The 25,545-nt window shown below is 62.6% G+C and carries 19 protein-coding genes; 9 read left to right on the top strand and 10 right to left on the bottom strand.

Annotated features, from left to right (window positions below):
* The 5 genes from V7080_RS07560 to V7080_RS07540 form a co-directional block, all read left to right on the top strand.
* On the top strand, window positions 1-674 hold a 674-nt coding region (locus V7080_RS07560), incomplete at its 5' end, for an AAA family ATPase (protein WP_334187793.1).
* Window positions 671-1,177, top strand: a complete 507-nt coding sequence (locus tag V7080_RS07555; RefSeq protein WP_334187792.1) for a siphovirus Gp157 family protein — start codon at window positions 671-673, stop codon at window positions 1,175-1,177. The genes V7080_RS07560 and V7080_RS07555, both read left to right, overlap by 4 nt.
* 37 nt (window positions 1,178-1,214) lie before the next feature.
* Window positions 1,215-1,673: a single-stranded DNA-binding protein gene (locus V7080_RS07550; RefSeq protein WP_334187791.1), complete on the top strand. Its 459-nt coding sequence runs from the start codon at window positions 1,215-1,217 to the stop codon at window positions 1,671-1,673.
* 280 nt (window positions 1,674-1,953) lie between these two features.
* On the top strand, window positions 1,954-4,206 hold the full coding sequence (locus tag V7080_RS07545; protein ID WP_334187790.1) for an ATP-dependent DNA helicase: 2,253 nt from the start codon (window positions 1,954-1,956) through the stop codon (window positions 4,204-4,206).
* A gap of 781 nt (window positions 4,207-4,987) precedes the next feature.
* On the top strand, window positions 4,988-5,194 hold the full coding sequence (locus V7080_RS07540) for a hypothetical protein (RefSeq protein WP_334187789.1): 207 nt from the start codon (window positions 4,988-4,990) through the stop codon (window positions 5,192-5,194).
* A gap of 218 nt (window positions 5,195-5,412) precedes the next feature.
* On the opposite strand, the gene V7080_RS07535 is transcribed toward V7080_RS07540, so the two are convergent.
* Window positions 5,413-7,491: a putative bifunctional diguanylate cyclase/phosphodiesterase gene (locus V7080_RS07535; protein WP_334187788.1), complete on the bottom strand. Its 2,079-nt coding sequence runs from the start codon at window positions 7,489-7,491 to the stop codon at window positions 5,413-5,415.
* 215 nt (window positions 7,492-7,706) lie between these two features.
* On the opposite strand from V7080_RS07535, the gene V7080_RS07530 reads away from it, so the two are divergent.
* Entirely contained in the window at window positions 7,707-8,879 is a 1,173-nt protein-coding gene (locus V7080_RS07530; protein WP_334187787.1) for a sensor histidine kinase, read from the top strand.
* Here the strand turns inward: V7080_RS07530 and V7080_RS07525 are convergent.
* Window positions 8,855-9,112, bottom strand: a complete 258-nt coding sequence (locus V7080_RS07525) for a hypothetical protein (protein ID WP_334187786.1) — start codon at window positions 9,110-9,112, stop codon at window positions 8,855-8,857. The genes V7080_RS07530 and V7080_RS07525 overlap by 25 nt on opposite strands.
* Before the next feature lie 81 nt (window positions 9,113-9,193).
* A complete protein-coding gene (locus V7080_RS07520; RefSeq protein ID WP_334187785.1) occupies window positions 9,194-9,679 on the bottom strand; it encodes a hypothetical protein in 486 nt (161 codons plus the stop codon).
* A gap of 198 nt (window positions 9,680-9,877) precedes the next feature.
* On the opposite strand from V7080_RS07520, the gene V7080_RS07515 reads away from it, so the two are divergent.
* From V7080_RS07515 to V7080_RS07505, 3 genes are all read left to right on the top strand, one after another.
* On the top strand, window positions 9,878-10,276 hold the full coding sequence (locus tag V7080_RS07515; protein ID WP_334187784.1) for a GFA family protein: 399 nt from the start codon (window positions 9,878-9,880) through the stop codon (window positions 10,274-10,276).
* 76 nt (window positions 10,277-10,352) lie between these two features.
* On the top strand, window positions 10,353-10,742 hold the full coding sequence (locus V7080_RS07510; protein ID WP_334187783.1) for a phosphopantetheine adenylyltransferase: 390 nt from the start codon (window positions 10,353-10,355) through the stop codon (window positions 10,740-10,742).
* Window positions 10,743-10,802: 60 nt separating this feature from the next.
* Window positions 10,803-11,231 carry a VOC family protein gene (locus tag V7080_RS07505; protein WP_334187782.1) on the top strand — a complete coding sequence of 143 codons (429 nt, stop codon included), beginning with the start codon at window positions 10,803-10,805 and terminating at the stop codon, window positions 11,229-11,231.
* A 58-nt stretch (window positions 11,232-11,289) separates the two neighbouring features.
* Here the strand turns inward: V7080_RS07505 and V7080_RS07500 are convergent, their stop codons facing one another.
* The 7 genes from V7080_RS07500 to V7080_RS07470 form a co-directional block, all read right to left on the bottom strand.
* Window positions 11,290-11,592: a hypothetical protein gene (locus tag V7080_RS07500; RefSeq protein ID WP_334187781.1), complete on the bottom strand. Its 303-nt coding sequence runs from the start codon at window positions 11,590-11,592 to the stop codon at window positions 11,290-11,292.
* A 27-nt stretch (window positions 11,593-11,619) separates the two neighbouring features.
* The gene (treY, locus tag V7080_RS07495) at window positions 11,620-14,433 is read right to left on the bottom strand and encodes a malto-oligosyltrehalose synthase (RefSeq protein ID WP_334187780.1); all 2,814 of its coding nucleotides are present in this window, start codon (window positions 14,431-14,433) and stop codon (window positions 11,620-11,622) included.
* Window positions 14,433-16,562: a 4-alpha-glucanotransferase gene (gene malQ, locus V7080_RS07490; RefSeq protein WP_334187779.1), complete on the bottom strand. Its 2,130-nt coding sequence runs from the start codon at window positions 16,560-16,562 to the stop codon at window positions 14,433-14,435. The genes treY and malQ overlap by 1 nt, the downstream gene beginning before the upstream one ends.
* On the bottom strand, window positions 16,559-18,346 hold the full coding sequence (gene treZ / locus V7080_RS07485; RefSeq protein ID WP_334187778.1) for a malto-oligosyltrehalose trehalohydrolase: 1,788 nt from the start codon (window positions 18,344-18,346) through the stop codon (window positions 16,559-16,561). The genes malQ and treZ overlap by 4 nt, the downstream gene beginning before the upstream one ends.
* A 322-nt stretch (window positions 18,347-18,668) precedes the next feature.
* Window positions 18,669-20,774 carry a glycogen debranching protein GlgX gene (gene glgX, locus V7080_RS07480; protein WP_334187777.1) on the bottom strand — a complete coding sequence of 702 codons (2,106 nt, stop codon included), beginning with the start codon at window positions 20,772-20,774 and terminating at the stop codon, window positions 18,669-18,671.
* A 2-nt stretch (window positions 20,775-20,776) separates the two neighbouring features.
* Window positions 20,777-23,050, bottom strand: a complete 2,274-nt coding sequence (gene glgB / locus V7080_RS07475; protein WP_334187776.1) for a 1,4-alpha-glucan branching protein GlgB — start codon at window positions 23,048-23,050, stop codon at window positions 20,777-20,779.
* The coding region (locus tag V7080_RS07470) for a putative maltokinase (RefSeq protein ID WP_334187775.1) at window positions 23,043-25,545 on the bottom strand (2,503 nt) is incomplete at its 5' end. The genes glgB and V7080_RS07470, both read right to left, overlap by 8 nt.

The raw sequence follows: 25,545 nt of genomic DNA, 5'->3' as shown, positions 1-25,545 counted from the left end.
ATGCATGGGTCAGGCTGTCGACGATCATCGTCGACAGCCTGACCCATGCATGGACCGGTGAAGGCGGCTCGCTGGACCGCCAGGGCAAGATCGCCGACAAATCGGGCAATAGCTGGCAGGCGTGGCGCCAGGTGACGCCGGAGCACAATGCGCTAGTCGAGGCACTGCTGCAAAGCCCCTGCCACATCATCGCCACCATGCGCGCGAAGACCGACTACGTGCAGGAAAAGGATGAGCGTACCGGCAAGAACATCGTGCGCAAGATCGGCCTCGCGCCGATCATGCGCGACGGCATCGAGTATGAATTCACGACCTTCTTCGAGATGGACGTGCGTCATATGGCATTTGCCGGTAAAGACCGTACCCGCCTGTTCGACGGTTCGATATTCAAGCCGGAACTCGACACCGGCCGTCTCCTGCTGAGCTGGCTGGATTCCGGCGAGGATGTGCCGGTAAAGCGGACCGCCATGCCGGAAGAGCAGAAGGCCGCGATGAAGGAATCGATCACCGGAGCCAATACGCTGGATGAATTGTTCAAGGCGTTCTCGGCTGCTTATCGTGCGGCCACTGCATTGCCGGACCCGTCGGCCCTCGCCGAAATGACGGCTTTGAAGGACGAACGCAAGGCGGCGCTGGAAGCGCATAACGAATCGGCCCTCGGAATCGCCGCATGAACCCGGTCTTCGAAGCATTTGAACTGGCTGCGCAGTACCGGCGGCTGGCCGAAATGCTGGCCGAGCGTCACGACGACGAGCAGCTGATCGCGGATACGCTGGAAAGCATGTCGGGCCCGCTCGACGAGCGGCTGGAAAACCTGGCGAAGATGGTGCGCAACATGGAAACCGCCGCCAACGGGGTGGAAAAGACCATCGACAGCCTCGAAGCGCGTCATGCCGCCTTGCGGCGCGGCGCGGAGCGCGGCCGCAAGCTGATCCTCGATTTAATGCAAACCTCGCGCCGCGACCGCGTCACGACCGCCCTGTTTTCACTGGCGGTGAAGAAGAACCCGCCGATCGTGGTGGTAGACCGGGAAACCGACCTGCCGTCCGCCTACCTGACGCAACACGAAGCACCGCCGCCGATGCCGAATAAAAAGGCCATCGCGGCGGCCCTGAAAGCCGGGATCGAGGTGCCCGGTGCCCGCACCGAACAAGGCGTGCGGCTCGACATTCAATAGTCCATCTCGTTTAGTCCAACTTAAGCAGGAGATTGCAATGACAACACTGAACAAAGTCACCCTCATCGGCTATCTCGGCCGCGGCCCGGAAATGCGCGCGACCGCCGCGGGCGACCCGGTCACCCAGCTCGTGATTGCAACGACCGAGACTTGGAAGGACAAGAATACCGGCGAGAAGAAGGAAAGCACCGAGTGGCATCGGGTGATCCTGTACCGGAAACTCGCTGAAATCGCCGGCCAGTATCTGAAAAAAGGATCGCTGGTCTATATCGAAGGCCGTTTGCAGACACGCAAATGGACCGGCAAGGACGATGTCGAGCGTTACACGGTCGAAATCATCGCGGACGACATGCGCATGCTGGGCGGCAAGCCATCGCATGGCGATGCCGAGGGCGATGCCCGCAAACCGGATGAAGCCGGTTCAACGAAAACGACGCATTCGCATCGTTCGGATCGGGTGGAATTCGATCTTGAAGATGACATGATTCCGTTCTAAATCGGATTAACAAAATCTCTGACCGGTTCCCTCCCCCTTTCAGAGGGAGGGTTAGGGAGAGGGTAGTGAGGTCGAGCTATCGGAAATATATGCTCATCCTCACTACCCCCATCCCAACCGAGAGAATTGCGCTTGCAAGCGCAATCCGCTCAGCAGGCAGACGGCATGCCGTCTGAATTCCCTGCTTCTCCCCCCTAAGAGGGGGAAGGGGCAGTTCTATGGCGATCTAAACATCGCAGACCTAGCGGAGCTCCCGATCCGCGAAAACTTCCCTTATCTCATGGACCAAGTCGTCGGCATTCTTTCGTCCATCTCCGTCTACAACGAAAAATGGGGCCACGGCAATGTCCGCCTCGAAGACGGCACGCTGCTTAAATGCATCGGCGAAGCACTCGTCGGACTGACCGAAGGCAATCGCTACCGCCTCGAAGGCCGGATCGGCCATCATGCGAAGTACGGCAAACAGATTGCCGTCGCCGCCGCTGCGATCGATATCCCCTGTTCCGAGGAAGCGCTCATCCGTCACCTGCGGCGCAATTTCAAGGGCTGCGGCGAAGTCACCGCGAAAAAGGTTGTCGCACAATACAACGACAGGCTCGACGAACTGCGCAACCTGCTCGTTACCAATCCGCTGTCCCTCGATTTCTCTTCAGTGACCAAGCGCAAGATCAAGGTCACCGATGACTGCGACTTCGAATCGCTGATCTATCGCGACATGTCAACGCGCATCGGTGCTACCGGCATCCGGCATGGCGTTCTGCGTGGCATCGCGGGATGGCTGCATGCAATCGTCCACAGCTCCGACGACCCGGTGGATGAAGCGTGGAAGGTGTTTTCCCGCAATCCCTATGCGCCGCTCAGGGATGTCGACGGCTATGGCTTCGCCGCGGCGGATGATATCGCCCTGCGCCAGATCGGCTTCCCGCGCTTTCACGATGCGCGCCTTGCCGCACTGGCCACCCATGCGCTGAAGGAAGGGTGCGAACAGAATGGCCATACCTTCCTGACGCTGGCGGATATCAGCGACCGTATCGTTGCCTACGATGCCGACGTGTCACCCGAAAAAGCGATGGCCGCCGCAATCACCGGACGCGAACCCATCGTCCTCGACGGCAGCCGCTACTATCCGCGCTACCTTTATCACTGCGAAACGGCGTTGGCGAACGATCTTGCCCGGCGTGCGCTGCACATCGCACAACCGATCTGCGACCTGGATGAGGCGCGCCTGGATCACGAGATCGACGTAGCGGAACGCAGTCTCGGGGATGACTTCCGCCTGGACGACAGCCAGCGCAATGCGCTCAGGGGCATCCTTGCGTCCACTCACCTGACCCACACACTGACCGCCGGACCGGGATGCGGCAAAACAGCCCTGATGGAGATCCTGGTGCATGTGGTAAGCGACCGGAAAATCCTGTTTTGCGCTCCAACCGGAAAGGCCGCAAAGGTGCTGTCGGCCCGCGTCAGCCGCTTCGGCCTGTCGGCATCGACCATCCACAGCCTGCTGGAAGTGACGGATAACGGATTTACCTACAATGAAGACAATCCGCTCGACGCCGATATCGTGGTCGCCGATGAGACATCGATGGACGACCTGGCGCTGACACGGGCGCTGATAAGCGCGCTGCATCCTGACTGCCACATCATCTTCCTGGGCGATCCCGGCCAGTTGCCTTCCGTCGGTCCCGGCCGGATCCTCGACAGTCTGCTGGAATTGCCGGGCGATCATCACCGTCTGGAGCAAACCCACCGCAACGACGGCGGCATCCTGAAGATCGTGCAGCAATGCGGCCGTGGCAAGTTGGAATGCGCCAATCACGCGGACGTCAGTTTCTCCCATGGTCTGCCGGCGCCGGACGACATCGGCCTGTCGCGGGTGATCCGCGCCTACCTCGCCGCGATCGAGTCATGCGGGATCGACAAGGTCGGCCTGCTCATGCCGAGGCGCAAGGGCGACCTGCATACGCCCGGGTGGAACACCACGTTCATCAATGAAGTACTGCGGCAGGAAATCAATCCCGACGGCGGCCGCATTCCCGGCAGCGTCTTGAAGCTTGGCGACCGCATCATCATCCGCAAGAACCTCGTGCTCGAACAGCAGACCGTGCACGACGGGACCAGGAAGTTCGAACAGGTCGTCAACGGCGACACCGGTTTCATCGCCGATTGCATCACCGACGCGGGCGGCACCAACATCCTGTATCTCCTGCTCGATCTCGACGATGGCCGCAGCATTCGCTATCCGGGCAAGGCGCTGGAAAGCCTGGGGCTGGCCTACGCCATGACCGTGCATGCGGCCCAGGGCTCGGAATACCGGCAGGTGATCTTCATCTGCACCAACGGATCGCCGCTGTTCGTCCACCGGGCGATCCTGTACACCGCATTCTCGCGCGCACGCGAACGCCTGACGGTTCTCGGTGACGATCACACCATCCGCAACATCGCCCAGCGGCCCATCCCGCAGCGCAATTCCTTCCTCGTCGAACGAACCCGGCTGGCAATGCGAAAAATGCAGCGGCGCGGGTACCGTTGAAGGCGCACCGCGCTTATCGGGTCATGCCGAGACAAGGGTAAAAACAGCTCTTAACACCAATCATGCCCTGCCGAGAAACCATTTCCCGGCAGGCTGGGAACTTCTGGCCGTGGGGCGCCACTCATCGCCCGTCCTCTCCGCATGCACCCCAGCCACCATGGTTCCTGCACTGTAAAGCTTTGTTTGGAAGGGTAAAGGGGAAGACTGCGGGCCTGCGCCCACTCCGTAAATCCTTTGAGAGAAAGTTTTTCCATGAATCACATTTCATTCAATTCGGGCAGTTCCAGTTTCAATTGCACTACACCTGTGGAGGAGGCGCAGAATCACGTCGCTCCAACCACCGCGAATTTCCCTCCACCTGCCAGCACAACCTCTATCGCCCAAGCATCGGAAAGGCGACAAAGGCCGATGGCAATGCCAAGCATGCAGACCCGGCTCCTCCGCCAATCGAAGGGAAGTCTGTCTCAGTAGACCCAGCAGGAGGGCGTGCGGCATTCGACCAGTTCCCCCACCTTATCCAGCGCAGAACTCGACAAAATGTTAGCTAACGCTCTCGATGCTCAACGCCGGGACATTAAAACTCAAGCGGGCCCTTCCAACGACCCCCGCCTGCCCGCTCTCAAAATGCTCAAAAAACGACACTACAAACCTGCGGCTGGCGGGATAGAAATCCCATTTACACCCAACTCCCTATTGGGCGGCGGCAAACGAGTCGATGCATACAGCTCAAGGACAACAAGCGAGGTACAACTAGGCCCGACTACAGGCACAGGTTGCCGAGTTGAGAAATCAAATCGAAGCACAAAAACGAATTCATGAGAGCTTATTAGCGCAAGCACAACAGCTTGACTCGGACGATGAAGGCGAACTCGATAGAATTGAGCAAAATTTGAACACATTAGACAATATTATTGAGGAATTAGGGGACCGCTTGGAGGCGGCCGAAGAGAGGCTAGCCGAAGCCGAAAGGGAAAACGATAGTGATTAACCCAGATAGGGAGCGATTCCGACCAGGATGTGTTCATGCAAAACGGTGATGAGGATATTCTTTCGAATGGAGATCGCCGAAGAGCCATATCGCTTGAGTAAGGACTGCTTGCCGCGCCAGCGCGGCAATGTCAGTCTTTCGAATGAGTGGCAAAAAACTTTGGCTCAATATTACTTTTAGTGTTACGAGCTGTTTTTACCCTTATCTCGGCACGCCCCTCAGTGAAAGAGCTGCCGCGGATCGGTACGGCGATACCATTCCACGAAACGGTCCGGCGGTAACGGCTCGCTGATCAGGTAGCCCTGCCCCAGGCCGCATCCGCACTTCCTGAGAATATCCAGCGCCTCATCCGTCTCAATGCCTTCGGCGACGACTTCCGCGCCGAGCTTCTTCCCGAGCGCGATCACGGTTTCCGCGATGGCGAGCGAGCGCGAGTCGGTATCGATCTGCTTGATGAAACGCCGATCGACCTTCAGTTGGTCGATGGGGAACTGCGACAGGTAACTCAGGCTGGAATAGCCGGTCCCGAAATCATCCAGCGCGATATGGAACCCCATCTCCTTCAGGCAGGCCAGGATCCTCGACGCATCCTGCACATTCTGCATGACGGTGCTTTCCGTTACCTCCAGTTCGACACACGCCGGATCGATCCCCGAATATTCGACGGCGTCCTTCAAACGGGCCTGGAAGTCGCGCGCGCGGAACTGCAGCGGGGATACGTTGATCGATATGCGCATCGGCGGCAGGCCGCTGCGCCGCCATTTGCCATGCTGGCGGCACGCTTCCCGGATCACCCAATCGCCGAGCTGATGTATCAGTCCGCTGTTTTCCGCCACACCGATGAAGGCGTCCGGCGTCAGTGCGGCGGCGTCCTGCTGGCGCCAGCGGATGAGCGCTTCGGCCGAGACGACTTGCATCGTGCGGGTGTCGATGATCGGCTGGTACAGCAGCTCGAAATCCTGTTCTCGAAGGCCCTGGCGCATCTTATGTTCCAGGGCGACCATGATTTTTTCGCCGTCGTCGATGTCGGCCCTGAAAATCTGGTGGGCATTGCCGCCCTGGTCCTTGACGCGGTGCATTGCCGTCTCCGCCATGCCGATGAGCTTATCCAGATGATCGCCGTCGTCAGGATAGATGCTGATACCGATGCTTGGCGATGAAAGCAGTTCCAACGTGCCGATGCGATACGGCTCGTTCAACCTGGCCATCAGGTGGCTCGCCGCCTGTACGACGCCATCATCCGTGCCGACATCGGACAGAATCGCGATGAAATCGTCGTCGCCGAGGCGCGCGGCCAGATCGCTTGAACGGACCGATTCCCGGATGCGGCGCGCCGCTTCCTGCAACACCTTGTCGCCCGTCGTGTGGCCATAGGTACCGTTGACCGCCTTGAAACGGTCGAGATCGATGTACAGGACGGCCGCCCGCGCATTGCCCCGGCGCGCCGATCCGAGCAGTTGCGCAGCCAGCTCGAACAGCAATGCGCGGTTGGGCAATGCGGTCAGGGTGTCATGTTTTGCAGCCCGCTGGATTTGCTCTTCCGAGGCTTTCCGCTTGCTGATATCGGTTACGCAGGCGACCGCCAGCGGGCCGGTGGGCGTGTCGGCGATCCCGAAAGTGACCTCGGCCGGAAACGGATCGCCGTTCTTCTTTTTACCGGTCATTTCCCGGGTCTTCGCCGCAGGCGTATTCCTGCCGTCGGCATGCGTTGTTCTTGCGCCCGCTCCCGGCAGCTTGCGCATTCCGTTAGGCACCAATAGTTCTACGGGTTGACCGATCAACTCCTGCGGCCGATATCCGAATACCGCGAAGGTCGCGTCGTTCGCCATGCTGATCCTGCCGTCCGGGCCGACACCGACAACGGCCCCACTGGCGGATTGCAACAAGGCCCGCACAATGTGTTCGCTGTGCTGCAGTGAACGCATCATTGCCGCAGCCTTCTCCCGTGCCCGCTCCAGCAGCGCTCCCATCAGCGTTATCCAAAGGCACAGGAAAGCGAACGCCAGAACCATCGAACGGTCTTGGCGGTTTGCAACCCAGAAGCTGAGTGTCGGTTCAAGAAAAAGGAAAGTGCAGGACAGCAAGGCCAGTAAGGTGGCGAACAAGGCCGGCAAAGCGCCGCCATAAATAGCGCTGATGATGACGGGCACGAGTAGCAGGAAGGGCTGTATCTCGACGCGGAACAGGCGCTGCACGGCATAGAGGCCTGCTGCGAACGCCGCAACAGCGAGAAACGCGACAACATAGGAACGAATGGCATTGGCTTTACCGCTGTCGGTCCAGTTTCTCCGTTGCATAGTCGCCTTGATGGTCTCCAATCAAGAAAAGAGCATCGAGCCGGCGAAATGGTTCCGGCAGCCTGGACTGACACGGGACATCATTCCGACGAACATGCACACAAGGGATTCAACGACTTTTGATATTCAACCACGGTCGATCGATTGGCGTTTGTATAAACTAGACTCTGGGTGAAACTTGCCTGCCTTGATGAAAAGCAATGGAGTACGAGCGCATGACTTTTGCGAGCGATCAGAATCCCGATGTAAACCAATTGTCTCCGACATCCCGGCGAATGCTCGAGTTACGGGATATGGTCTTCGTCGAGTGGGAAAAGAGAGTTCGGGAGAAAGTAAAGGAAGCCGGGGGACTATCGCACCCCATCCTGCTGAACACCATGCCGACCTTCTTCGAGAATCTCGTGCAGGCACTTACCCTCTCGTATCCAAGAGCAAGCGCCGAATCGACGAATACCGTTGCCTCCGCGCATGGAGGCGAGCGCGCGCGGCTTACGCACTACAATCCGCAAGCGGTCATCAGCGAATACCAGATCCTGAGATGGACGATATTCGATACCTTGCGGCAGAACGGTTTGTTATTGACCGACGTCGAGACAGCTTCCATCAACGCATCGATCGACGGTTCCATCAAGGACGCGGTGACTTCCTATGCGCTGGTGCAATCGATGTTGCGCGAACGGTTCGTCGCAACACTTACCCACGACCTGCGCAATCCGCTGGCAAGCGCGAATGCGGCTGCCGAGCTGATCCGCCTCACCGCGGATTCTCCAAAAGTAAAGGACCTCGCCGACCGGATCATCGACAACAACAACCGGATGGACAGGATGATCCAGGACCTGCTCGATTCGGTTGCCTTTCAGAACGGCGAACGGCCGCGGCTTGAGCTGAGCAATTTCGACATGCTCCTGCTGGCGAACGAAGTATGTGACCAGTTCGCCGTGTTGCACGGCCAGCGGTTTCACGTGGCCGGTGAGCCGGTCGTTGGCTGGTGGAGCCGCGAAGCGATCAAGCGCGCGCTGGAGAATCTTCTCGGCAATGCGGTCAAGTACGGAACGCCGGATGCCCCGGTGCGCGTGTCCGTCGTCACCATCAGCCAACGGGTCCTGCTTGCTGTCCATAATGAGGGCAATCCCATCCCGCCCGGGCAGATGGAAGCGGTTTTCCAGGTGTTTCGCCGGGCGGAAGCCGCCAGGACCGGCACGAAACAGGGCTGGGGGATCGGCCTGCCTTATGTCCGCAGTATCGCCGAGGGACATGGAGGCAGTGTGAGCGTCGATAGCTCGCCGGAACGCGGCACGACGCTTCTGATGGATATCCCGGTCGATTCGCGGCCTTTCCAGGACGCGCCCGTGACACCGGATGATCACGGGCGTGGCGTGAACTCGTAGTGGATCAGATAGGCGTGCCCGCCGTAGATCGCGGCGGTGGACCGCTCGGTACCGTCGACCGAATGCGCGATGCTGACCGACAGGCAGTCCGGCATGCCGGGCGGCAGCGCCTTGCAAGTGCGGAAGTAGTCACGGTGCCTTGCCGCGTGGGCGGGAATGACCTGCTCGCGGACCGGCACGGCGAGCTGTGATGGCGTGGGGATAAAGGGCGTGTCCGGAAAAAGTGCTGACATAGAGAGCTTAGAGCCGGGTATCCGGCGGCGCCTGCCGCCCGATGGGGTTCAGGTTGTGTCCTGCCGCGGTAGAACGCCTTGTCACAGCGCCCTGATCTCCGATGGATTCACCGGGTCCGCGAACGGTCCGCGGGTTTCAAGCCGATCCTCGAAGTCGGGGTCGAGCTGGCCGTGCGCCTTCAGGTAGTCGCGCAGGTCGCGCTGCCAGAGCCGCTTGTCGCTCAACCCCGAGTCATCTCCCAGCGTGTAGGTATTCCGGTCCCCGAAGAGATGTTGCGCGTCGGCCGGAGGCAGGCGGAATATCTGCGCCATCGTCAGCGCGATGGACGAATTCTCACCGGCTTCGCCGTTGAGCAGCAGGCGCTTTCCATCGTCGGAAATCGACAGGCCCAAAGCCGCGAAGGCCGGATGATCCGCAAGCCAGCCCGCAGGCGAACGGATGGTGCCGTTTTCCAGCGACTCGCCCCTGACGCTTTCCAGCATGTCGAGGTCGATGGAGGTTTCGGGGATGCCGTCGATGATTGCATAGGCATCCTTGAGCAGTTTAAAGTCGGGGCCGGTTTCCACGGGATTTCCTTTCACGCTGCGCTGGGAGAATGTCTGACGGCTTCGAACAGCGAAGCCGCTTTCCTTATAGACCCGAACCGCACGGCGGGGTTTCATTCACGGGCGCAGTGTTTTACAGTGTCTGCAACGCCACGGCGTCCGGGCGCCACATTTCCGCAATGAAACGCAACTGACCGGGTAACTGACGAGGAGGAGTAGATGCTTGAAGGCGGCTGTTATTGCGGGCATGTCCGATATGAGGTATCGGGAGCCGTATTCCACGAATCCAACTGTCATTGCTCGATCTGCCGCCGCACGGCCGGCTCGGCCTACGTCACATGGTTCACGGCGGATCGCCGGCACTTCCGCCTGCTAGGTGGAACCCCGGCGCGCCTCAGGTCGACGGCAACCGGCACGCGGGCTTTCTGCCCGAAATGCGGCACGCAATTAACCTTCGAAGACGAGAGCAAGCCGGGGGAAATTGACGTCACGACATGCAGTCTGGATAATCCCGATCTGCTGCCGCCGAAGGATCATACGTACACGAGCACCCGGGTTGCGTGGGTAATGCCCGACGGCCGGCCGGAATATGATGAAGCGAGGCCGGAAGACTCCTGACCGGCGGTGCGCGGCAGGCCGATACCGAACGAAGCAAAACGAACCAACCAGAATACATCGTCGTTTAGGGAAATCCATGAACACTGTCGTGAAAGCGCTTCTCGTCATCGTCGGCGTGATCCATCTGCTTCCCCTGGCCGGCGTGGCCGGTGCGGAAAAACTGGCCGCGCTGTACGGCATCCAGGTCGCCGATCCCAACCTCGCCATCCTGATGCGGCACCGCGCCGTCCTGTTCGGCCTGCTCGGCATTTTCATCTGCTACGCCGCATTCATCCCCAGGTTGCAGCTGCTTTCCCTGATCGGCGGGCTGATCAGCGTCGTCTCCTTCCTGTGGCTGGCATGGGCGACCGGCGGCTACAACCCGCTGGTCGGAAGAGTGGTTGTCGCCGATATGGTGGCACTGGCCTGCCTGCTCGTGGCCGGCATGATGTACGCATTGAACCGGCCGCCGGCCGGTAGCCGTTGATCCCGGCGCAATCCGGCACCCTGGTTCGGCTTATCCTGCATTCAGCATAGAGGAAACATCATGGCGGAGATCATCGGAATAGACCATATCTACATCGCCGTCTCCGACATGGGCGTCGCGGAACGGTTCTACGACAGCGTCATGTCGCTGCTGGGCTTTCGCAAGAACACCTTCGCGATCAACGGCGCTCCCCACATCCAGTACTTCAACCGTCACTTCGGCTATGTGCTGCGGCCTGCGAAATCCAAGGGCCGGCATGACGATGCCCTGCCTGGCCTGCACCACCTGTGCCTGAGAGTCGAATCGATCGACGATGTGAAGGATATTGCCAGGCAATTGCAGGCCGCCGGCATCGCATCGAGTGAAGCGACGCACTATCCCGAATACGCGCCGGATTACTGGGCGACGTTCTTTTCCGATCCGGACGGCACACGGCTGGAGATCACCAACTACCGGCAGGAACGGCGGGATCGCCATGACGGCTGGTAAGCTCTCCCGGTCAAAACGCGACCGGCGCTCTGCTCCCTAAAACGTACTTTCCTGCGGCTCAGCCGGAGAGGGCCTGGGCGAATGTCGGCGTGAACTGAAACGCCAGCCGGCCGTGGTTGACGCCGAACGACTGCAGGATACGGAAACTGACCCATTCGTCGTCACCGGACACGAGGATCTCCGCCTCGAAGATTTCCCGCATGAGAAACATCGTGGTATTCCAGTCGTCCGGCTCCACCGGCAGCGACTGCATGCCGGTCCGATTCGCGTCGCCCGCTGCCAGCACATGCGCAGCGAGCACATTGAGCAGTTCGACCGCGCTTTCGCCGAGCGCTTCTTCGACGAGCCTGTTGATCTGCATGCGTGCGACGTTCCGCCCGTGAACGGCTCAGGCCTGCATCAGCACGGCAACCGGCAACAGCGCCAGGGCCTGGCCGAGGCGCATCCGACCGGATTCGATGCGGACCTTTTTGCCGGTGTAGATGTCGATCCATGCCGAATCCGGGGTGTCCGGGAACAGCAGCGCGGTGTCTTCCCACTTTTCCGGCGGTACCAGCGGCTTTCCATCGTCGGCCAGCAGGCCCGACGGCCGCAATGTCGCGACAACGATGACCGAGCGGTCATGCAACCCGCGCACGAAGCCGATCGCATGCCGGGCAAGTGCGCCTTCGACCGCCACCGGCAGGTACTCGCCGCGGAAAAAAAGGTCGGGTTCGCGTGCGCGCAGTAGCAGTGTCCGGTGAACAATCTGCTGTTTCAGGCGTCCGCTGCTCCAGTCGTCGAGGCCGGATACCGGCCCGTCGCCCTGCTGCATCGTCTGCGTGCGCAGCACATAGTCGACAGGACGGCGGTTGTCCGGGTCGACCAGGCTGAAATCCCAGAAATCCGTTCCCTGGTACAGGTCCGGGACACCCGGCGAGGTGATGCGCAGAACAGTCTGCGCGAAGCTGTTGATCGCACCCGCCGGCGTGAGCTTGTTCACGACCTCGGCCAGTTTTGGCAGGAAGGCATTGCCCGGCTTCGATTCGAGGATGGCGTACAGGAACCGGCGGCAGCCGTTCTCGTATTCTTCGTTCGGCGCCACCCAGTCGCTGACCTGCTTCGCTTCACGCATCGCCTTCGTCTGCCATTGGTCGATCCGCTCGGCGAACTGCCGCACGCCTTCGGTATCGCCCGGGTCGAGGCCGATCGGCCATGCCCCGGCCAGCATCTGGTAGAGCATCAGTTCGTCGGCGGGCTGCGGTGCTTCGGCGGCAGGACCGCCGCTTTCGCTGGCTACTTCGCTGCGCAGCGGACCGTTGAGCACCATCCATTCGGCAACCACGCCCTCCCACTCGCCCACCATGCCGCTCAGGGCAGCGATGCGGGCCCGCACATCTTCGCCCCGCTTGTGATCATGCGTCGCCGTGGCCAGCATCGAATGCGGAAAGCGTTCGGCGCGGGTGCGGTTCGATTCATGAAAGCCGTCGACGCTCAGCGCGAAGATGTCCGGATCGGACCCGACATCGTTGCGCGACAGCAGCCTGCCGTAGCGGTAGAAGGCGGTGTCTTCCACCGATTTTGCGGACAGTGGCGGCGTCAGCTGCTGGAAGCGGGTGATCGCCCTCTGGTGCAGATGGCGCACCCGTGGATTGGCCGAGTCGCGCGGCGCGTCGCCGCCGAGCCAGCGGGCAATGACATCGAGCAGCGGCCCTTCATTGCGGTCCACGCTATGGCGCGCGCCTTCCAAGGCGCGCTCGATCACCTCCTGATCAAGGTCGTCACGGCCGTTGCTGTCGGCATAGGTCCGGTACACCGGGAAGTGCACCAGCAATTCGGTGAAGACCCGGCGAATCGAACCGAGCGAAAAATCCCGGGTCCGCAGGTCGGTGCGGGCCACCGCGTGCAGCGCGCGCGACGCCGCTTCGAACTCGCCGGCCAGATTGTTCGCCAGCAGCTGCCTTCGCGCCTGCCGCACTTCGGCATGGAAATCCGTATCGTTGCGGGTCAGCCGCGACCACATTTCCGACAGCGGCGCTTCGCCGGCGGGGTCGTGGAGCAAGGCGCCGACTCGGTCCATGAAGTCATAGCCGCTGGTACCGTCGACTTCCCAGTTCTGCCGGAGCTGTTCGTTTTCCGCGAGGATCTTCTCGACGATGATGTAGGCCGGCGCCGGCGGAAGCTCCGGTGGCCGCTGCGAGGTCAGGGCCTGCAGGCGCCGGCGCAGCTTGCGGCAATAGGCACCGGGGTCCGCCAGGCCGTCCACGTGGTCGATGCGCACGCCGTCGATCAGCCCTTCGGTATAAAGCCGGAAGATGAGCGCGTGGGTGGCTTCGAATACATCGTCCTGTTCGACCCGCACGCCCGCCAGGTCGGTCACCTCGAAGAAGCGCCGCCAGTTAATGCCGTCAGCGGCGCAACGCCACCATGCCAGCCGGTAGTGCTGGCGTTCCAGCAGGGCGTGCAGCGCTTCCATTCCCTGGGTCGTCGTCGCCGAATGGGCGGCGAGCGCGGCATCGATCGCCGCCCGGCCTTCCTTGTCCTGCCCTGCCTCGCGCAGCAGACCGAAACCGATGTCGGCGTTGAGCTGCGAGAGGTTGGCCTCTTTTCCCTGTGTGTCCTTGCCTTCCTCGAATGTCGCGATAGCCGCGATCAGCCGGTCGGATCCGGCGGCGCGCAGGATGCCGGCGTAATCGGCGGGCGCGATGGGGAAGCGATGCGAATAATATCCGGCGAAGAATTTGCCGCGGGTCGGATCGAATTGCAGGGTGATTTCGCCGGACGTCAGCACATCGCCGTAGGGCTGCCCCAGGAACGGCGCCATCACCTTGCCGTGCAGGGTTTCGTCGGCCGGCTTCCAGTCGATATCGAACCAGCGCGCATAGGGACTGCTCTCGCCCCATTCGAGTACATGCTGCCACCACGGATTCTCCGGGCCCACCCCCATGTGGTTGGGCACGATGTCGAGGATCAGGCCCATCCCCGACGCGCGGATGCAGGCAACCAGCCGCTTCAGGCCTTCCTCGCCCCCCAGTTCCGGATTGATGCGGGTGGGATCGACGATGTCATAGCCATGGGTGGACCCGCTGCGCGCGGTGAGGATCGGCGAGGCGTAAATGTGGCTGATGCCGAGCGACGCGAAATACGGCACGGTGTCGGCCGCCTGGTCGAAGTTGAAGCCCTTGTGCAGTTGAAGCCTTGCAGTGGCGCGCGGTATGGACATCAGGAATTCCCTTTGTAAGATCGTGTACGGTTCATGACCGCCAGGCGCGCCGCGACCGACGGGTCGTCCAGCAGCATATCGACCGGCTGGCGAAGCCGCCTTCGCCAGTTCGGATGCCCGTCGGTGGTGCCGGGCAGGTTCGGTTGTTCGGGCAGGCCGAGCGCGTCTTCAATCGGCAGGATGGCGAGCGGCGCCGGTGTCGAGGACACGAAGGCGACCGCGGCATCGAGCGGCGCGGCGCTGTCTCCATGCGCTTCCGGCTCGCCGGTTGCGCAGCCGGCAGCGTTCAGCGCCCTCAGCAGCATTGCGCGCTCATCGGCCCGTTCGCGCCGGACCTCGCTTTCGCTCTGGCCTTTCGGCAACAAGTCCAGCTCCTTGCGCCAGTCGATATCACGTTCCTGCCACCATCCGGCGACGGTCGGCAAGTCGTGGGTGGTCGTGGTGGCGATCGCGCTGCGCGGCCATTCCGGCGGACTGAGGAAACGATCTGCTTCGCGCTGGAACATCAGCACCCGGATGCCCAGCAGTCCCGCCTGTGCGAGCTGGGTGTCGAAACCTTCAGGCACCGTTCCGAGGTCCTCGCCGATGACGATGGCGCGATGGCGCCAGGATTCGAGTGCAATCAGGCGCAGCAGGTCCTGCACCGGATACTGCAGATAGGCGCCGTCCTGCGGCGATGCGCCGTCCGGCACCAGCCACAGGCGGCTCAGGCCGAGCACATGGTCGATGCGTGCGCCGCCCGCATAGGCGAAGGTCGAGCGCAGCATCTCGATGTAGGCGCCGAAGCCCCTGGCTTTCATGGCATGCGGCGAGAAGGCGCCGAGCCCCCAGCTCTGGCCGTTGGTGTTCAGCACGTCCGGCGGCGCGCCGACCGACAGGCCGTTGATGATTTCCGCCTGTCGGCTCCATGCCTGGCTGCCACTGTTGTCCGCTCCCACCGCAAGGTCGGCGATGAGGCCGATCGGCATGCCGGCCTCACGCGCCGCCCGCTGCGCGCCGCCGAGCCCGCGAGCGGCCTGCCATTGCAGGAACTCATGGAAGCCGACTTCATACGCCTGCTGTGCGGCAAATTCGGCCACCGCCGGGCTGCGCGGATCGCGCAACTTGTCCGGCCAATCCTTCCAGTAACCGCTCTCACCGAGTGCCAGGCGCGATGCATGCAACGCTTCGAAAATCGCGTGGTCGCGCAACGCGCCGCCGCCCTGCCGGCGGAAGGCCTCGAAGTCGCGGTGCGCATCGCTGCCGCTTTCATTGCAGAAGCGCTCGTACAGGCAGCGCAGCAGCGCCAGCTTGGAGGACGCGGCCAGCGGCCAGTCGATCAGCGGTTCGATTTCCATGCCTGCCCGCCTGCCGCCGCCGTCATCGCCCAGCAGCACCAATGCCGACGCCACCGCGTCCGGTCCGAGTACCGCCTCCGGATCGATATGCAGGGCATTCAGGAAAAGCCTGCTCGACGGGCCGTACGGGCTGAACCGGTTGACGTCCGCGCTGAACATCGCATGGACAGGGCTGATCGCCACCGCCGCCGCGCCATGTCCGGCGGCCGACCGTACAAACGATACCAGCCCGGTAAAGTCGCCGATGCCGCCGTCGCCGTTGCGGCGCAGGGAATAGAGTTGCACGCCGAGTCCCCATAGGCGCGGATCGGCGGTCTGGCCCGCATGCGAAGCACCGGCGACGGCATCGGCGATGCCGAAGCACCGCGGCGGTGCGATTGCCAGCGTGGTTTCCAGCCCGGCGCCATCCAGGGTCAGCCGGTGATAGCCATGGCGATCGATCGCAGGCAGGACGGCGCCGCTGCCGAGGTCGTCCGGCAAGCGGCCGTCGATGTGGCCCCCCTCTTCCAGCGCGATCCGGAACGGCTTACCGGCAAAGCGCTGGTGCAGGGGGAAGCGCACGGCATGCCCGACCGTTCCGGTGACCAGCGGCGGCAGGTCGCCTCCCGCCGCCATTGCAAGAAGACGTGTTTCGCTGTCACGGCATTGATCATCGGTTGCGCATGGAAATCCCAGCTTGTCGAGAATGACGCGCAATGCGTCCTCGCCGACCCGCATCGGCTTCCCGAATGCGTTCGTCCATTCATGCGCGAGGCCCGCGGCCTTCGCCAGATCGAGAATCGCGGTGTTCATGCCGAAGGCTCCATGACGGCAATCAATGCATAGGCCGGCAACGTGTTTTCCGGCGCGGCGTCTTCGACGCCGTCGGTCTGGAACAGGATGGCGCCGCCCTTCCCATCCGCCAGTTTTTCATAGTCTATCGGCACTGGTGCATCGCCGAGGTTGACGGTAATCATAAGGATCTGATCATTGTCCAGCTGCCAGCGCGCCTTCACCGCCTTCGGCCCGATCATCTCCGCGCCGAGCGACGTGGCGCCGGCAAGAAACGGAACGATGCGTTCCTGCCGGATGGTGAGAAGCGCCTTGATCCAGTCCCGCCAGGTGGTCGCGCCTTCGCTGTCCGGGCGCGGAATGGAATCGAGAAAGGTTTGCTCCGCATTCGGGTCGGGAATCGTCTCGCGAATGGCCGGATCGGAGAACGCGGAGAACCGTGCGAACTCTTCCCGGCGCCCATTGCGCACGGCATAGGCGAGTTCCGGCGTGAGGTGGCTGGTGAAGTACAGGAAAGGCTGGGTCGCGCCATATTCGTCTCCCATGAACAGCAGCGGAATATTCGGCGACAGCAGCAGGAGACCCATGGCGCTGCGCAGCGCGAGCGGATTGGCCAGCGTCGTGAGGCGTTCGCCGAACGCACGGTTGCCGATCTGGTCGTGGTTCTGCAGGAAATTGACGAAGCTGGTCGGGGAAAGGTGCGCACTGGGTTCGCCGCGAGGCTCGCCGCCGGCGTAGACCGATGGCTCGCCCTGGTAGACGAAACCCTCGGTCAGGCCGCGCATCAGCTTTTCGGCCGGCTGGTTCACGTAGCTGACGTAATACCCCTCCTGCTCGCCGGTCAGCAGTACGTGCAGCACATGATGCATGTCGTCGTTCCACTGCGCGTCATACAGCAGCTCGGGCGAGCGTTCGAGGAAGCCGGCGGTGTTGTCGTCGTTTTCCAGCACGAGATGCACGCGCCGCCCCTCCGGCATGGCGGCGCGGATACGCTGAGCCATCTCGACAATCCAGTCTTTCTCGCTGATCGCGTGCACGGCATCGAACCGCAGGCCGTCGATCCGGAATTCGTCCAGCCAGTAGATCGCGTTCTCGATGAAGAAGTCTCGCACCGGCCGCTGGCGGAAATCGATGGCCTGGCCCCACGGCGTCTTGAGGTCATCGCGGAAAAACGTGCCGGCATAGGCGCCGAGGTAGTTCCCGTCCGGGCCGAAGTGGTTGTAGACCACGTCGAGGAAAACCATCATGCCGTGGCTGTGGGCGGCGTCCACCAGCGCCTTGAGCTGGTCGGGCGTGCCGTAGGCGGTATCCGGCGCATAGGGCAGCACGCCGTCGTAGCCCCAGTTGCGCGCTCCCGGGAAGTCGGCAATCGGCATCAATTCGATCGCGGTGATGCCGAGATCGGCCAGCGCCGGCAACTGCTGCATGACGCCTTCGAACCCGCCGAGGGCACCGACATGCAATTCGTAAATCACGGATTCTTCCCACATCCGGCCGGTCCAGTCGCTGTTATTCCACTGGTAGGACTGCGGGTCGCAGACGATGCTGGCGTCATGGATGTCGCCGTCCTGCCAGCGCGAAGCGGGATCGGGCACGGCGAGATCGTCGCTGACGCGATAGCGGTAACGCGTGCCGGCGCCGCAATCGGCATGGGCTTCGAACCAGCCGTCGGCGAGGCGTTCCATCGGGATGGCGGGCATGCCGTCGATCTCGACGCTGACTTCTTCCTTGCTGGGTGCCCAGAGGCGGAAGCAGGTACGGTTGGGCGCAACGAGTTGGGCGCCGAAGGAATACGTGGGGTTCATTGTGTTGACTTTCATTTGTTGGGCGCTTGGTGCACTTTTGAACGTGGGCGCGTAACGATATTTTCTTTAAACCTTGTAGAGTTCCCTCCTCCTCATAGGGGAAGGGTTAGGGGTGAAGCAGGGGTTTCGTGCAGCATGCTGCACGCCTGCGAAACAATCTGCGCCTCCAGGCGCAGATGCGTCCTGCAGGGAGGGATGTGAAGGTTGAGCATATGCTTGCAGTCGTTCAACCTCCCTACCCCTATGCGGGCCGCCCCATCCCAACCTTCCCCCTGGAAGGGGGAAGGAGACGTTTCTTTAATCTTTAAAATGCATAAACCTTTTAGGGATCTACATCCCCCGCCACCAGTACCATCGCGCTATGCGCACGCACGCCGATGCTATGCCCGGCGACTGCCCGCTCCTCCTCCGCCGCATCCAGCAGCACGCGCCAGTCCATTTGCGGCGGGGGCAGGACGAATACCCTGTCTTCCGAGTAGGCATTCAGCAGCAGCAGTGACACCGACAGCGATCCGTTCTGCTGGTCTTCGGCGACGCGGCGCAGGGCCAGCAGCCTCCCCTCCGCGAAATGCCAGCGATCCGGCGTCATTTCCGCGCCCGTTTCATCGAACCAGCTGATGTCGGCAATCCCGTGCAGGGTCCTCGAATTCGCCGCCAGGAAACGCGTGCTCTGGAGCGTCGGCATGGACATTCTTGCCGCGATGCAGCGGCGGGTGAAATCCATCAGCGCCCGACCGGCGTCGGTGTCGGCGATGCGCCAGTCGAACCAGGAGATCTCCGAATCCTGGCAATAGGGATTGTTGTTGCCCATCTGCGTCCGCCCGAATTCATCGCCGCCCAGCAGCATCGGCGTGCCGTTCGAAAACATCAGCGTCATCAGCATGGCGCGCTTCACCCGTTCCCGGATGGCGAGGATGGACGGATCGTCGGTCTGCCCTTCTCTGCCCCAGTTACTGCTGCGGTTCTCGTTGCTGCCGTCGCGGTTGTCCTCGCCGTTGGCGCTGTTGTGCTTGTGTCCGTAGCTGACGAGATCTTCCAGCGTGAAACCGTCATGCGCGGTGATGAAATTCACCGACGCCCAGGCACGCCGCCGGTGATGGTTGAACAGGTCGGCCGAGCCGAGCAGGCGACCGGCGATCGCGCCGCGCAAGCCGGCATCGCCACGCCAGAAGCCGCGCACGTCGTCGCGGAAGCGGTCGTTCCATTCCGCCACGCCGGCCGGATGATTGCCCACCTGGTAGCCGCCCGGCCCGATGTCCCACGGCTCCGCGATCAGCTTGACGCGCGCGAGGACCGGGTCCTGCAGCAGTGCATCAAAAAAGCCGGCGCCCGGATCGAATCCCTGGCGCTCGCGGCCGAGTGTCGAGGAAAGGTCGAAGCGGAAGCCGTCGACATGGAATTCCTGCACCCAATACCGCAGGGAATCCATCACCATCTGGATCACGCGCGGATGGGTCATGTTCAGGGTGTTGCCGCAGCCGGTGTCGTTGACATGCCGGCGCGGATCGCCGTCCAGCAGGCGGTAATAACTGGCATTGTCGAGTCCGCGGAACGACAGCGTCGGCCCGGTTTCACCCTCCTCGCAGGTGTGGTTGTACACCACGTCGAGAATGACCTCGATGCCGGCCGCATGCAGTCGCCGGATTGCATCGCGCATCTCGTCCGGCGAGCCGCTGGACAGGTATCGCGGTTCGGGCGCGAAAAACGACAAGGTGTTGTATCCCCAATAATTGGTCAGGCCGGCGTTGACCAGGCGGCGGTCCTGAACGAATGCGTGAACCGGAAGCAATTCGACCGCCGTTACGCCGAGCATGAGCAGGTGCTCGATCACGAACGGATCGGCCAGCCCGGCAAAGGTTCCGCGCTCCCTCGGCGCGATCTGCTCGGCAAGCTTCGTCATGCCACGCACATGGGTTTCGTAAATCACCGTCTTGTGCCAGGGCACCGCGGGGGAGACATCGCCATGCCAGTTGTAGCCGGGATCGCTCACCACCGCTTTCGGCATCGACGGCGCGCTGTCGCGATGATCGAAGGACAGGTCGCCGCGCGGCGACTGGTAGCGATATCCGTAGAGGCTATCGGACCATCGCAGTTGTCCATGCAATTGCCGTGCATAGGGATCGAGCAGCAGCTTGTTCGGATTGAAGCGGTGGCCCTGCTCCGGCTTGTACGGGCCGTAAGCGCGAAAGCCGTACAGCGCACCCGGGAAGACGCCGGGAAGGTAACCGTGCCACACCTCGTCGGTGCATTCAGGCAACGGGCAACGGGCGATTTCATGCCGGCCGGCCGCGTCGAAAAAGCACAATTCGACAGCGGTCGCATGGGCCGAAAAAACGGCGAAGTTGGTGCCTTCGCCGTCATGGCTTGCGCCGAGCGGATAGGGTGAACCCGCCTGTATTCGTGGTAGCGGAAGGCGTATTGCCGCCATGCTCAATACGCCGCCGGTGCGGGTTTCAGCACCAGTGCCGACAGGGGCGGCAGACGCAGAACCAGCGACTGCGCCATGCCGTGGGCAGGCGTCGGTTCGGCCCGGAGTCCTTCGCCGTTAACAATGGCTGCTCCCGACCCGCCGTACACGGCCGCGTCGGTATTCAGGATATCGCGCCATTCCGTTCCCACGGGCACGCCGATCCGGTAGTTGTCCCGCGCCACCGGCGTCATGTTCAGCACCACGAGCAACGGCGGATCGCCGGCGTCGCCGCGTCGCAGGAAGGCATATACGCTGTTGGCATTGTCATCGCCGATCACCCAGCTGAAACCCTCATGCGACGTGTCCTTCTTATGCAGCGACGGTTCGCCCGCATAGATGCGGTTGAGGTCGCGCACCAGGCGCTGGACGCCGCGGTGCGCCGGATTGTCGAGCAGGCTCCAGTCCGGCGAGCCGTCGTGGTTCCATTCCGTGGGCTGGGCGATTTCGCATCCCATGAACAGCAGCTTCTTGCCGGGATGGGTCCACATGAAACCAAGATAGGCGCGCAGGTTGGCGAGGCGCTGGAAGGCATCTCCGCCGGGCATCTTGTTCAGCAGCGATCCCTTGCCGTGCACCACTTCGTCATGCGAGATCGGCAGCATGAAGCGCTCCGAGTAGGCATAGACCAGTCCGAAGGTCATTTCGTGGTGATGATGGGTGCGGTACAGCGGGTCCTGCTGCATGTAGTGCAGCGTGTCGTGCATCCAGCCCATGTTCCATTTGTAGTGAAAGCCGAGACCGCCCTCCCCGACTGGCGCGGATACTCCTGGCCAGGCGGTCGACTCTTCGGCAATCATGATCGCGCCGGGACAGCGCTCGGCAATCACCTGGTTGAGCTGCTTCAGGAACGCCACGGCTTCGAGGTTTTCACGCCCGCCGTGGATGTTTGGCACCCATTCGCCTTCCTTGCGGCTGTAGTCCCGGTACAGCATGGACGCCACCGCATCCACCCGCAGGCCATCGACGTGATAGTGCTCCAGCCATTCCAGCGCACTCGCGATCAGGAAGCCGCAGACTTCATTGCGCCCGAGGTTGTAGATGAGCGTATTCCAGTCCTGGTGAAAACCTTCGCGCGGGTCCTGGTGCTCATAGAGCGCGGTGCCATCGAACTGCACCAGTCCGTGGGCGTCCGACGGGAAATGCGCGGGCACCCAGTCGAGGATCACCCCCAGGCCGGCTGCGTGGCAACGGTCAACGAAGGATGCGAATGCGGACGGCGTGCCGAAGCGCGCGCTCGGCGCGAACAGGCCGAGCGGCTGGTAACCCCAGGAGCCGCCGAACGGGTGCTCCATGATGGGAAGGAATTCGATATGGGTGAATCCCATACCGGTCGCATACGGAATCAGCCGGTCGCCCAGCTCGTGCCAGTTCAGGCTGCGTCCATCCTCCTCCAGCACCCGCAGCCACGATCCGGCATGCACCTCGTATACCGACAATGGCGCATCTGCCTGGTGGCGCGTCGCGCGGCTTTTCATCCAGGCGTCGTCGCTCCACTGGAACGGCGTGTCGGACGCCACCACCGATACCGTCGACGGCGGCGCTTCGGTGGCGCGGGCCACCGGATCGGCCTTCAGCGGCAGGACGTTGCCGCCCGGCGCCACGACCTCGTACTGGTAGCGCGCACCGCTGCGCAACCTTGGAACGAACAGCTCCCAGATACCGGCCTCGATGCGGCGGCGCATCGGATGGCGCCTGCCGTCCCATTGGTTGAAGTCGCCGACTACCGACACCCGCTGCGCGTTCGGCGCCCACACCGCGAACCGGGTGCCGGCCACGCCCTCGACCGTCGTCGGCGTGGCGCCGAGGCAGCGGCCCATCTCGCGATGGTTGCCTTCCGCAAGGAGGTGCATATCGAGGTCGCCCAGCAGCAGCCCGAATCGGTACGGATCTTCGGTGTACTGGATAAATTCGCCGCCGGACGGCGTCGGCCAGGTGATGCGCAGCAGGTAATCCCGGCCGGCTGCCATCGTCGGCGCGCCGCTGACGAACAGTCCGCTCTGGTTGACGTTATAGAGGGATTCGATCAGTTCTCCGGCCTGGTCGTTACGCGGATGACGGGCGACCACATCGACTGCCCGGGCACCGGGCTGGAAGGTGCGCACCACGACCAGGTCACCCTGGCCACCGGCCCGATGCGGCCCGAACAGGGCAAAGGGATCGGCCAGGCGGCCATGCAGGACCGCGTCCAGTGTTTTCTGGTCGACGCCGGTCAACTCTTCGGTGCGATCAGTCATCCGTTTGTTCTCCTTCTGTCGTGCCGAGCAGTTCATCGGCGATTTTTGCCAGGCCGTTCATCGGCACCGGGATCCAGGTCGGCCGGTTGGCCGCTTCGTAGCACACTTCATACGCCGCTTTTTCCAGCGTGAACAGCTGCAGCAGGCTGCGTTCGGCTTCCGGCGAGATATTAAGCGTGCCGCCGTATGCGGCTTCCCGGTACGCGTCCAGGAAGGCTTTCTGGCACGACGGCGCGAAGGTGCGGATGATCTGCTGCTTGCGCACCTGCGCATTCTCGTCGAGGTCCGACGGGCCGGCATCGCCGGAAAACGCCGCTGCATAGTCGAACGAACGCAACATGCCGGCAACATCGCGGACCGGGCTATTTTTTTCGCGACGCGCTTCGAGCGGTTTCACCGGCTCGCCCTCGAAATCGACAATATAAACATCCCCTTGCGCCACCAGCACCTGGCCGAGATGGAAATCGCCGTGGATACGGGTACACAACGTGCCTTCACCGTCGCCCGCCAGGAATGGCAACCGCTCCAGCAAGGCGTCGCGCTGGCCGATCAGGCGTGCCGCCCGCCTTGCTTCCGCATCGTTGCTCCACTCCTTCTGCCCGCGCAGCGCATCGAAGGCAGCTTCGAGTTGCCGACGCGCGCCCGCCGCCCATTCCTGGGTAATGGCGGCGCCTGCGGGTTTCGGCGCGAAGTCCAGATCGTCGGTCGGCGTGGCGAGCGCCGCGTGCAGTTCGCCGAGGCGCTTGCCCAGCATGGTCGACATGTCGATCAGGTCGTCCTGCGGGTTGGAAATTTCCGTTGCCGCCTCGGTCGCGGCCGCTTCTTCCGGCACTGCCGTCTGCTGCATCCATCGCGCCACCGTATGCAGGCACCATTGCCATGCGTCGCCCTGATTATCGATGAATTCCTGCAGCATGATCATCGTATGCCGGGTGCCGTCCGCGCCGACGCGCACCACCTCGCCGAACATGCGCGGCGCGTTGGCGTATCCCAGCGATGTCAGGTATCGGCCCATTTCGGCTTCCGGATGTATGCCGGGCATGAGGCGGCGAATGACCTTCAGCACCATCTTTTCTTCCAGGATAAGGGAGCTGTTCGACTGTTCGGCGGACAGCCTTCGCACGTTGGCTTCCTCGGGTATCTCGACCGTGTCCAGCGCCTCTGTGGGGATGAAGCGCACTTCGCCGTCCTCCGCCGGCAGCCGGCTGCGGTTGCGCATCATCTCCACGACGACGTAGGAGAATGAATCGAGCACGAAGCCGTCGGTCAGCAGCCCGACATGGCGGCCGCGCCGCACCCTTGCCAGCGCGAGCTGGTGCGGCAAGGCGGTGACGATGTCTTCTTCCCGGATATAGCCCAGCGGGAGCAGGTAGCGGTCGGTGCGGCTCGCCGTGACGGTCTCGATTTCCGCCAGCATGGCCGGCATGACCTTCGGCCGCGCGTGCGATACCGGCAGCATGGTCGCCGATACGATGCGGGCCGACTTCAGTTTCTCCTGCTTGGCGGCATACCAGCGCCGCTTCATCAGGTAGGCGGGCAGCGCTTCCTGTTCGAGGATGCGGCGCGGCGAATCCTGGAGCACTTCCGTGATCGACTGCCGCAGCACCAGCGTGGCGAGTTCCGGCAATGGCTCCGGCGCCGGCGTATGCCATGCCGGCATGCGCGCTTCCGAAGTCAGGAGGAACCAGTAGAAGCCATACGGCAGCAGGGTCAGCAGATAGGGCAGCTTGCCGATCGGCGGGAAGGCGGAGCCGCCCAGCAACTCCACCGGCACCCGTCCGGAAAATGCCGACAGGTCCAGTTCCACCGCCTGCGCCGAGCGGGATACGTTGGCGACGCAAAGGATGGTTTCTGTCGATTCGCCGTCAGCGCTCTTGTACTCGCGCAAATAGGCGAGGATGCGGCGGTTGCTCGGATACAGCAGGGTCAGCGACCCCCGGCCGAAGGCGCAATGCTGCTTGCGCACCGTCAGCATGCGGCGCATCCAGTTGAGCTGCGAATACGGATCGACCATCTGGGCCTCGACGTTCACCGCCTGGTATCCGTAGAGCGGATCCATGATCGGCGGCAGCACCAGCCTGGCCGGATCGGCGCGCGAGAAACCGCCGTTGCGGTCGGATGTCCATTGCATCGGCGTGCGCACGCCGTCGCGGTCGCCGAGGTGGATGTTGTCGCCCATGCCGATCTCGTCGCCGTAATAAATCACCGGCGTGCCGGGCATGGACAGCAGGAAGCTGTTCAGCAGCTCGGCGCGGCGGCGGTCGCGTTCGAGCAGCGGCGACAGGCGGCGCCGGATGCCGAGGTTGATGCGGGCGCGCTTTTCCGACGCATAATGGTTCCACAGGTAATCGCGCTCCTTGTCGGTCACCATTTCCAGCGTCAGCTCGTCGTGGTTGCGCAGGAAGATCGCCCACTGGCAGTCATCCGGAATTTCCGGCGTCTGGCGCAGGATGTCCGTGATGGGAAAGCGGTCCTCCTGTGCCAGCGCCATGTAC

This window comes from Noviherbaspirillum sp. (assembly GCF_036846085.1).
Classification (GTDB): Bacteria; Pseudomonadota; Gammaproteobacteria; order Burkholderiales; family Burkholderiaceae_D; genus Noviherbaspirillum.
The sequence above is the reverse complement of the archived record's forward strand: the minus strand, read 5'-3'. Positions and strand labels throughout refer to the sequence as shown.

What these genes read in the sequence shown, in the direction of transcription:
- V7080_RS07555 (WP_334187792.1), top strand. Translation starts at nt 671, where the DNA reads ATGAACCCGGTCTTCGAAGCATTTGAACTGGCTGCGCAGTACCGGCGG.
- V7080_RS07550 (WP_334187791.1), top strand. Translation starts at nt 1,215, where the DNA reads ATGACAACACTGAACAAAGTCACCCTCATCGGCTATCTCGGCCGCGGC.
- V7080_RS07545 (WP_334187790.1), top strand. Translation starts at nt 1,954, where the DNA reads ATGGACCAAGTCGTCGGCATTCTTTCGTCCATCTCCGTCTACAACGAA.
- V7080_RS07535 (WP_334187788.1), bottom strand. Translation starts at nt 7,491, where the DNA reads ATGCAACGGAGAAACTGGACCGACAGCGGTAAAGCCAATGCCATTCGT.
- V7080_RS07530 (WP_334187787.1), top strand. Translation starts at nt 7,707, where the DNA reads ATGACTTTTGCGAGCGATCAGAATCCCGATGTAAACCAATTGTCTCCG.
- V7080_RS07525 (WP_334187786.1), bottom strand. Translation starts at nt 9,112, where the DNA reads ATGTCAGCACTTTTTCCGGACACGCCCTTTATCCCCACGCCATCACAG.
- V7080_RS07515 (WP_334187784.1), top strand. Translation starts at nt 9,878, where the DNA reads ATGCTTGAAGGCGGCTGTTATTGCGGGCATGTCCGATATGAGGTATCG.
- V7080_RS07510 (WP_334187783.1), top strand. Translation starts at nt 10,353, where the DNA reads ATGAACACTGTCGTGAAAGCGCTTCTCGTCATCGTCGGCGTGATCCAT.
- V7080_RS07505 (WP_334187782.1), top strand. Translation starts at nt 10,803, where the DNA reads ATGGCGGAGATCATCGGAATAGACCATATCTACATCGCCGTCTCCGAC.
- V7080_RS07500 (WP_334187781.1), bottom strand. Translation starts at nt 11,592, where the DNA reads ATGCAGATCAACAGGCTCGTCGAAGAAGCGCTCGGCGAAAGCGCGGTC.
- treY (WP_334187780.1), bottom strand. Translation starts at nt 14,433, where the DNA reads ATGTCCATACCGCGCGCCACTGCAAGGCTTCAACTGCACAAGGGCTTC.
- malQ (WP_334187779.1), bottom strand. Translation starts at nt 16,562, where the DNA reads ATGAACACCGCGATTCTCGATCTGGCGAAGGCCGCGGGCCTCGCGCAT.
- treZ (WP_334187778.1), bottom strand. Translation starts at nt 18,346, where the DNA reads ATGAACCCCACGTATTCCTTCGGCGCCCAACTCGTTGCGCCCAACCGT.
- glgX (WP_334187777.1), bottom strand. Translation starts at nt 20,774, where the DNA reads ATGGCGGCAATACGCCTTCCGCTACCACGAATACAGGCGGGTTCACCC.
- glgB (WP_334187776.1), bottom strand. Translation starts at nt 23,050, where the DNA reads ATGACTGATCGCACCGAAGAGTTGACCGGCGTCGACCAGAAAACACTG.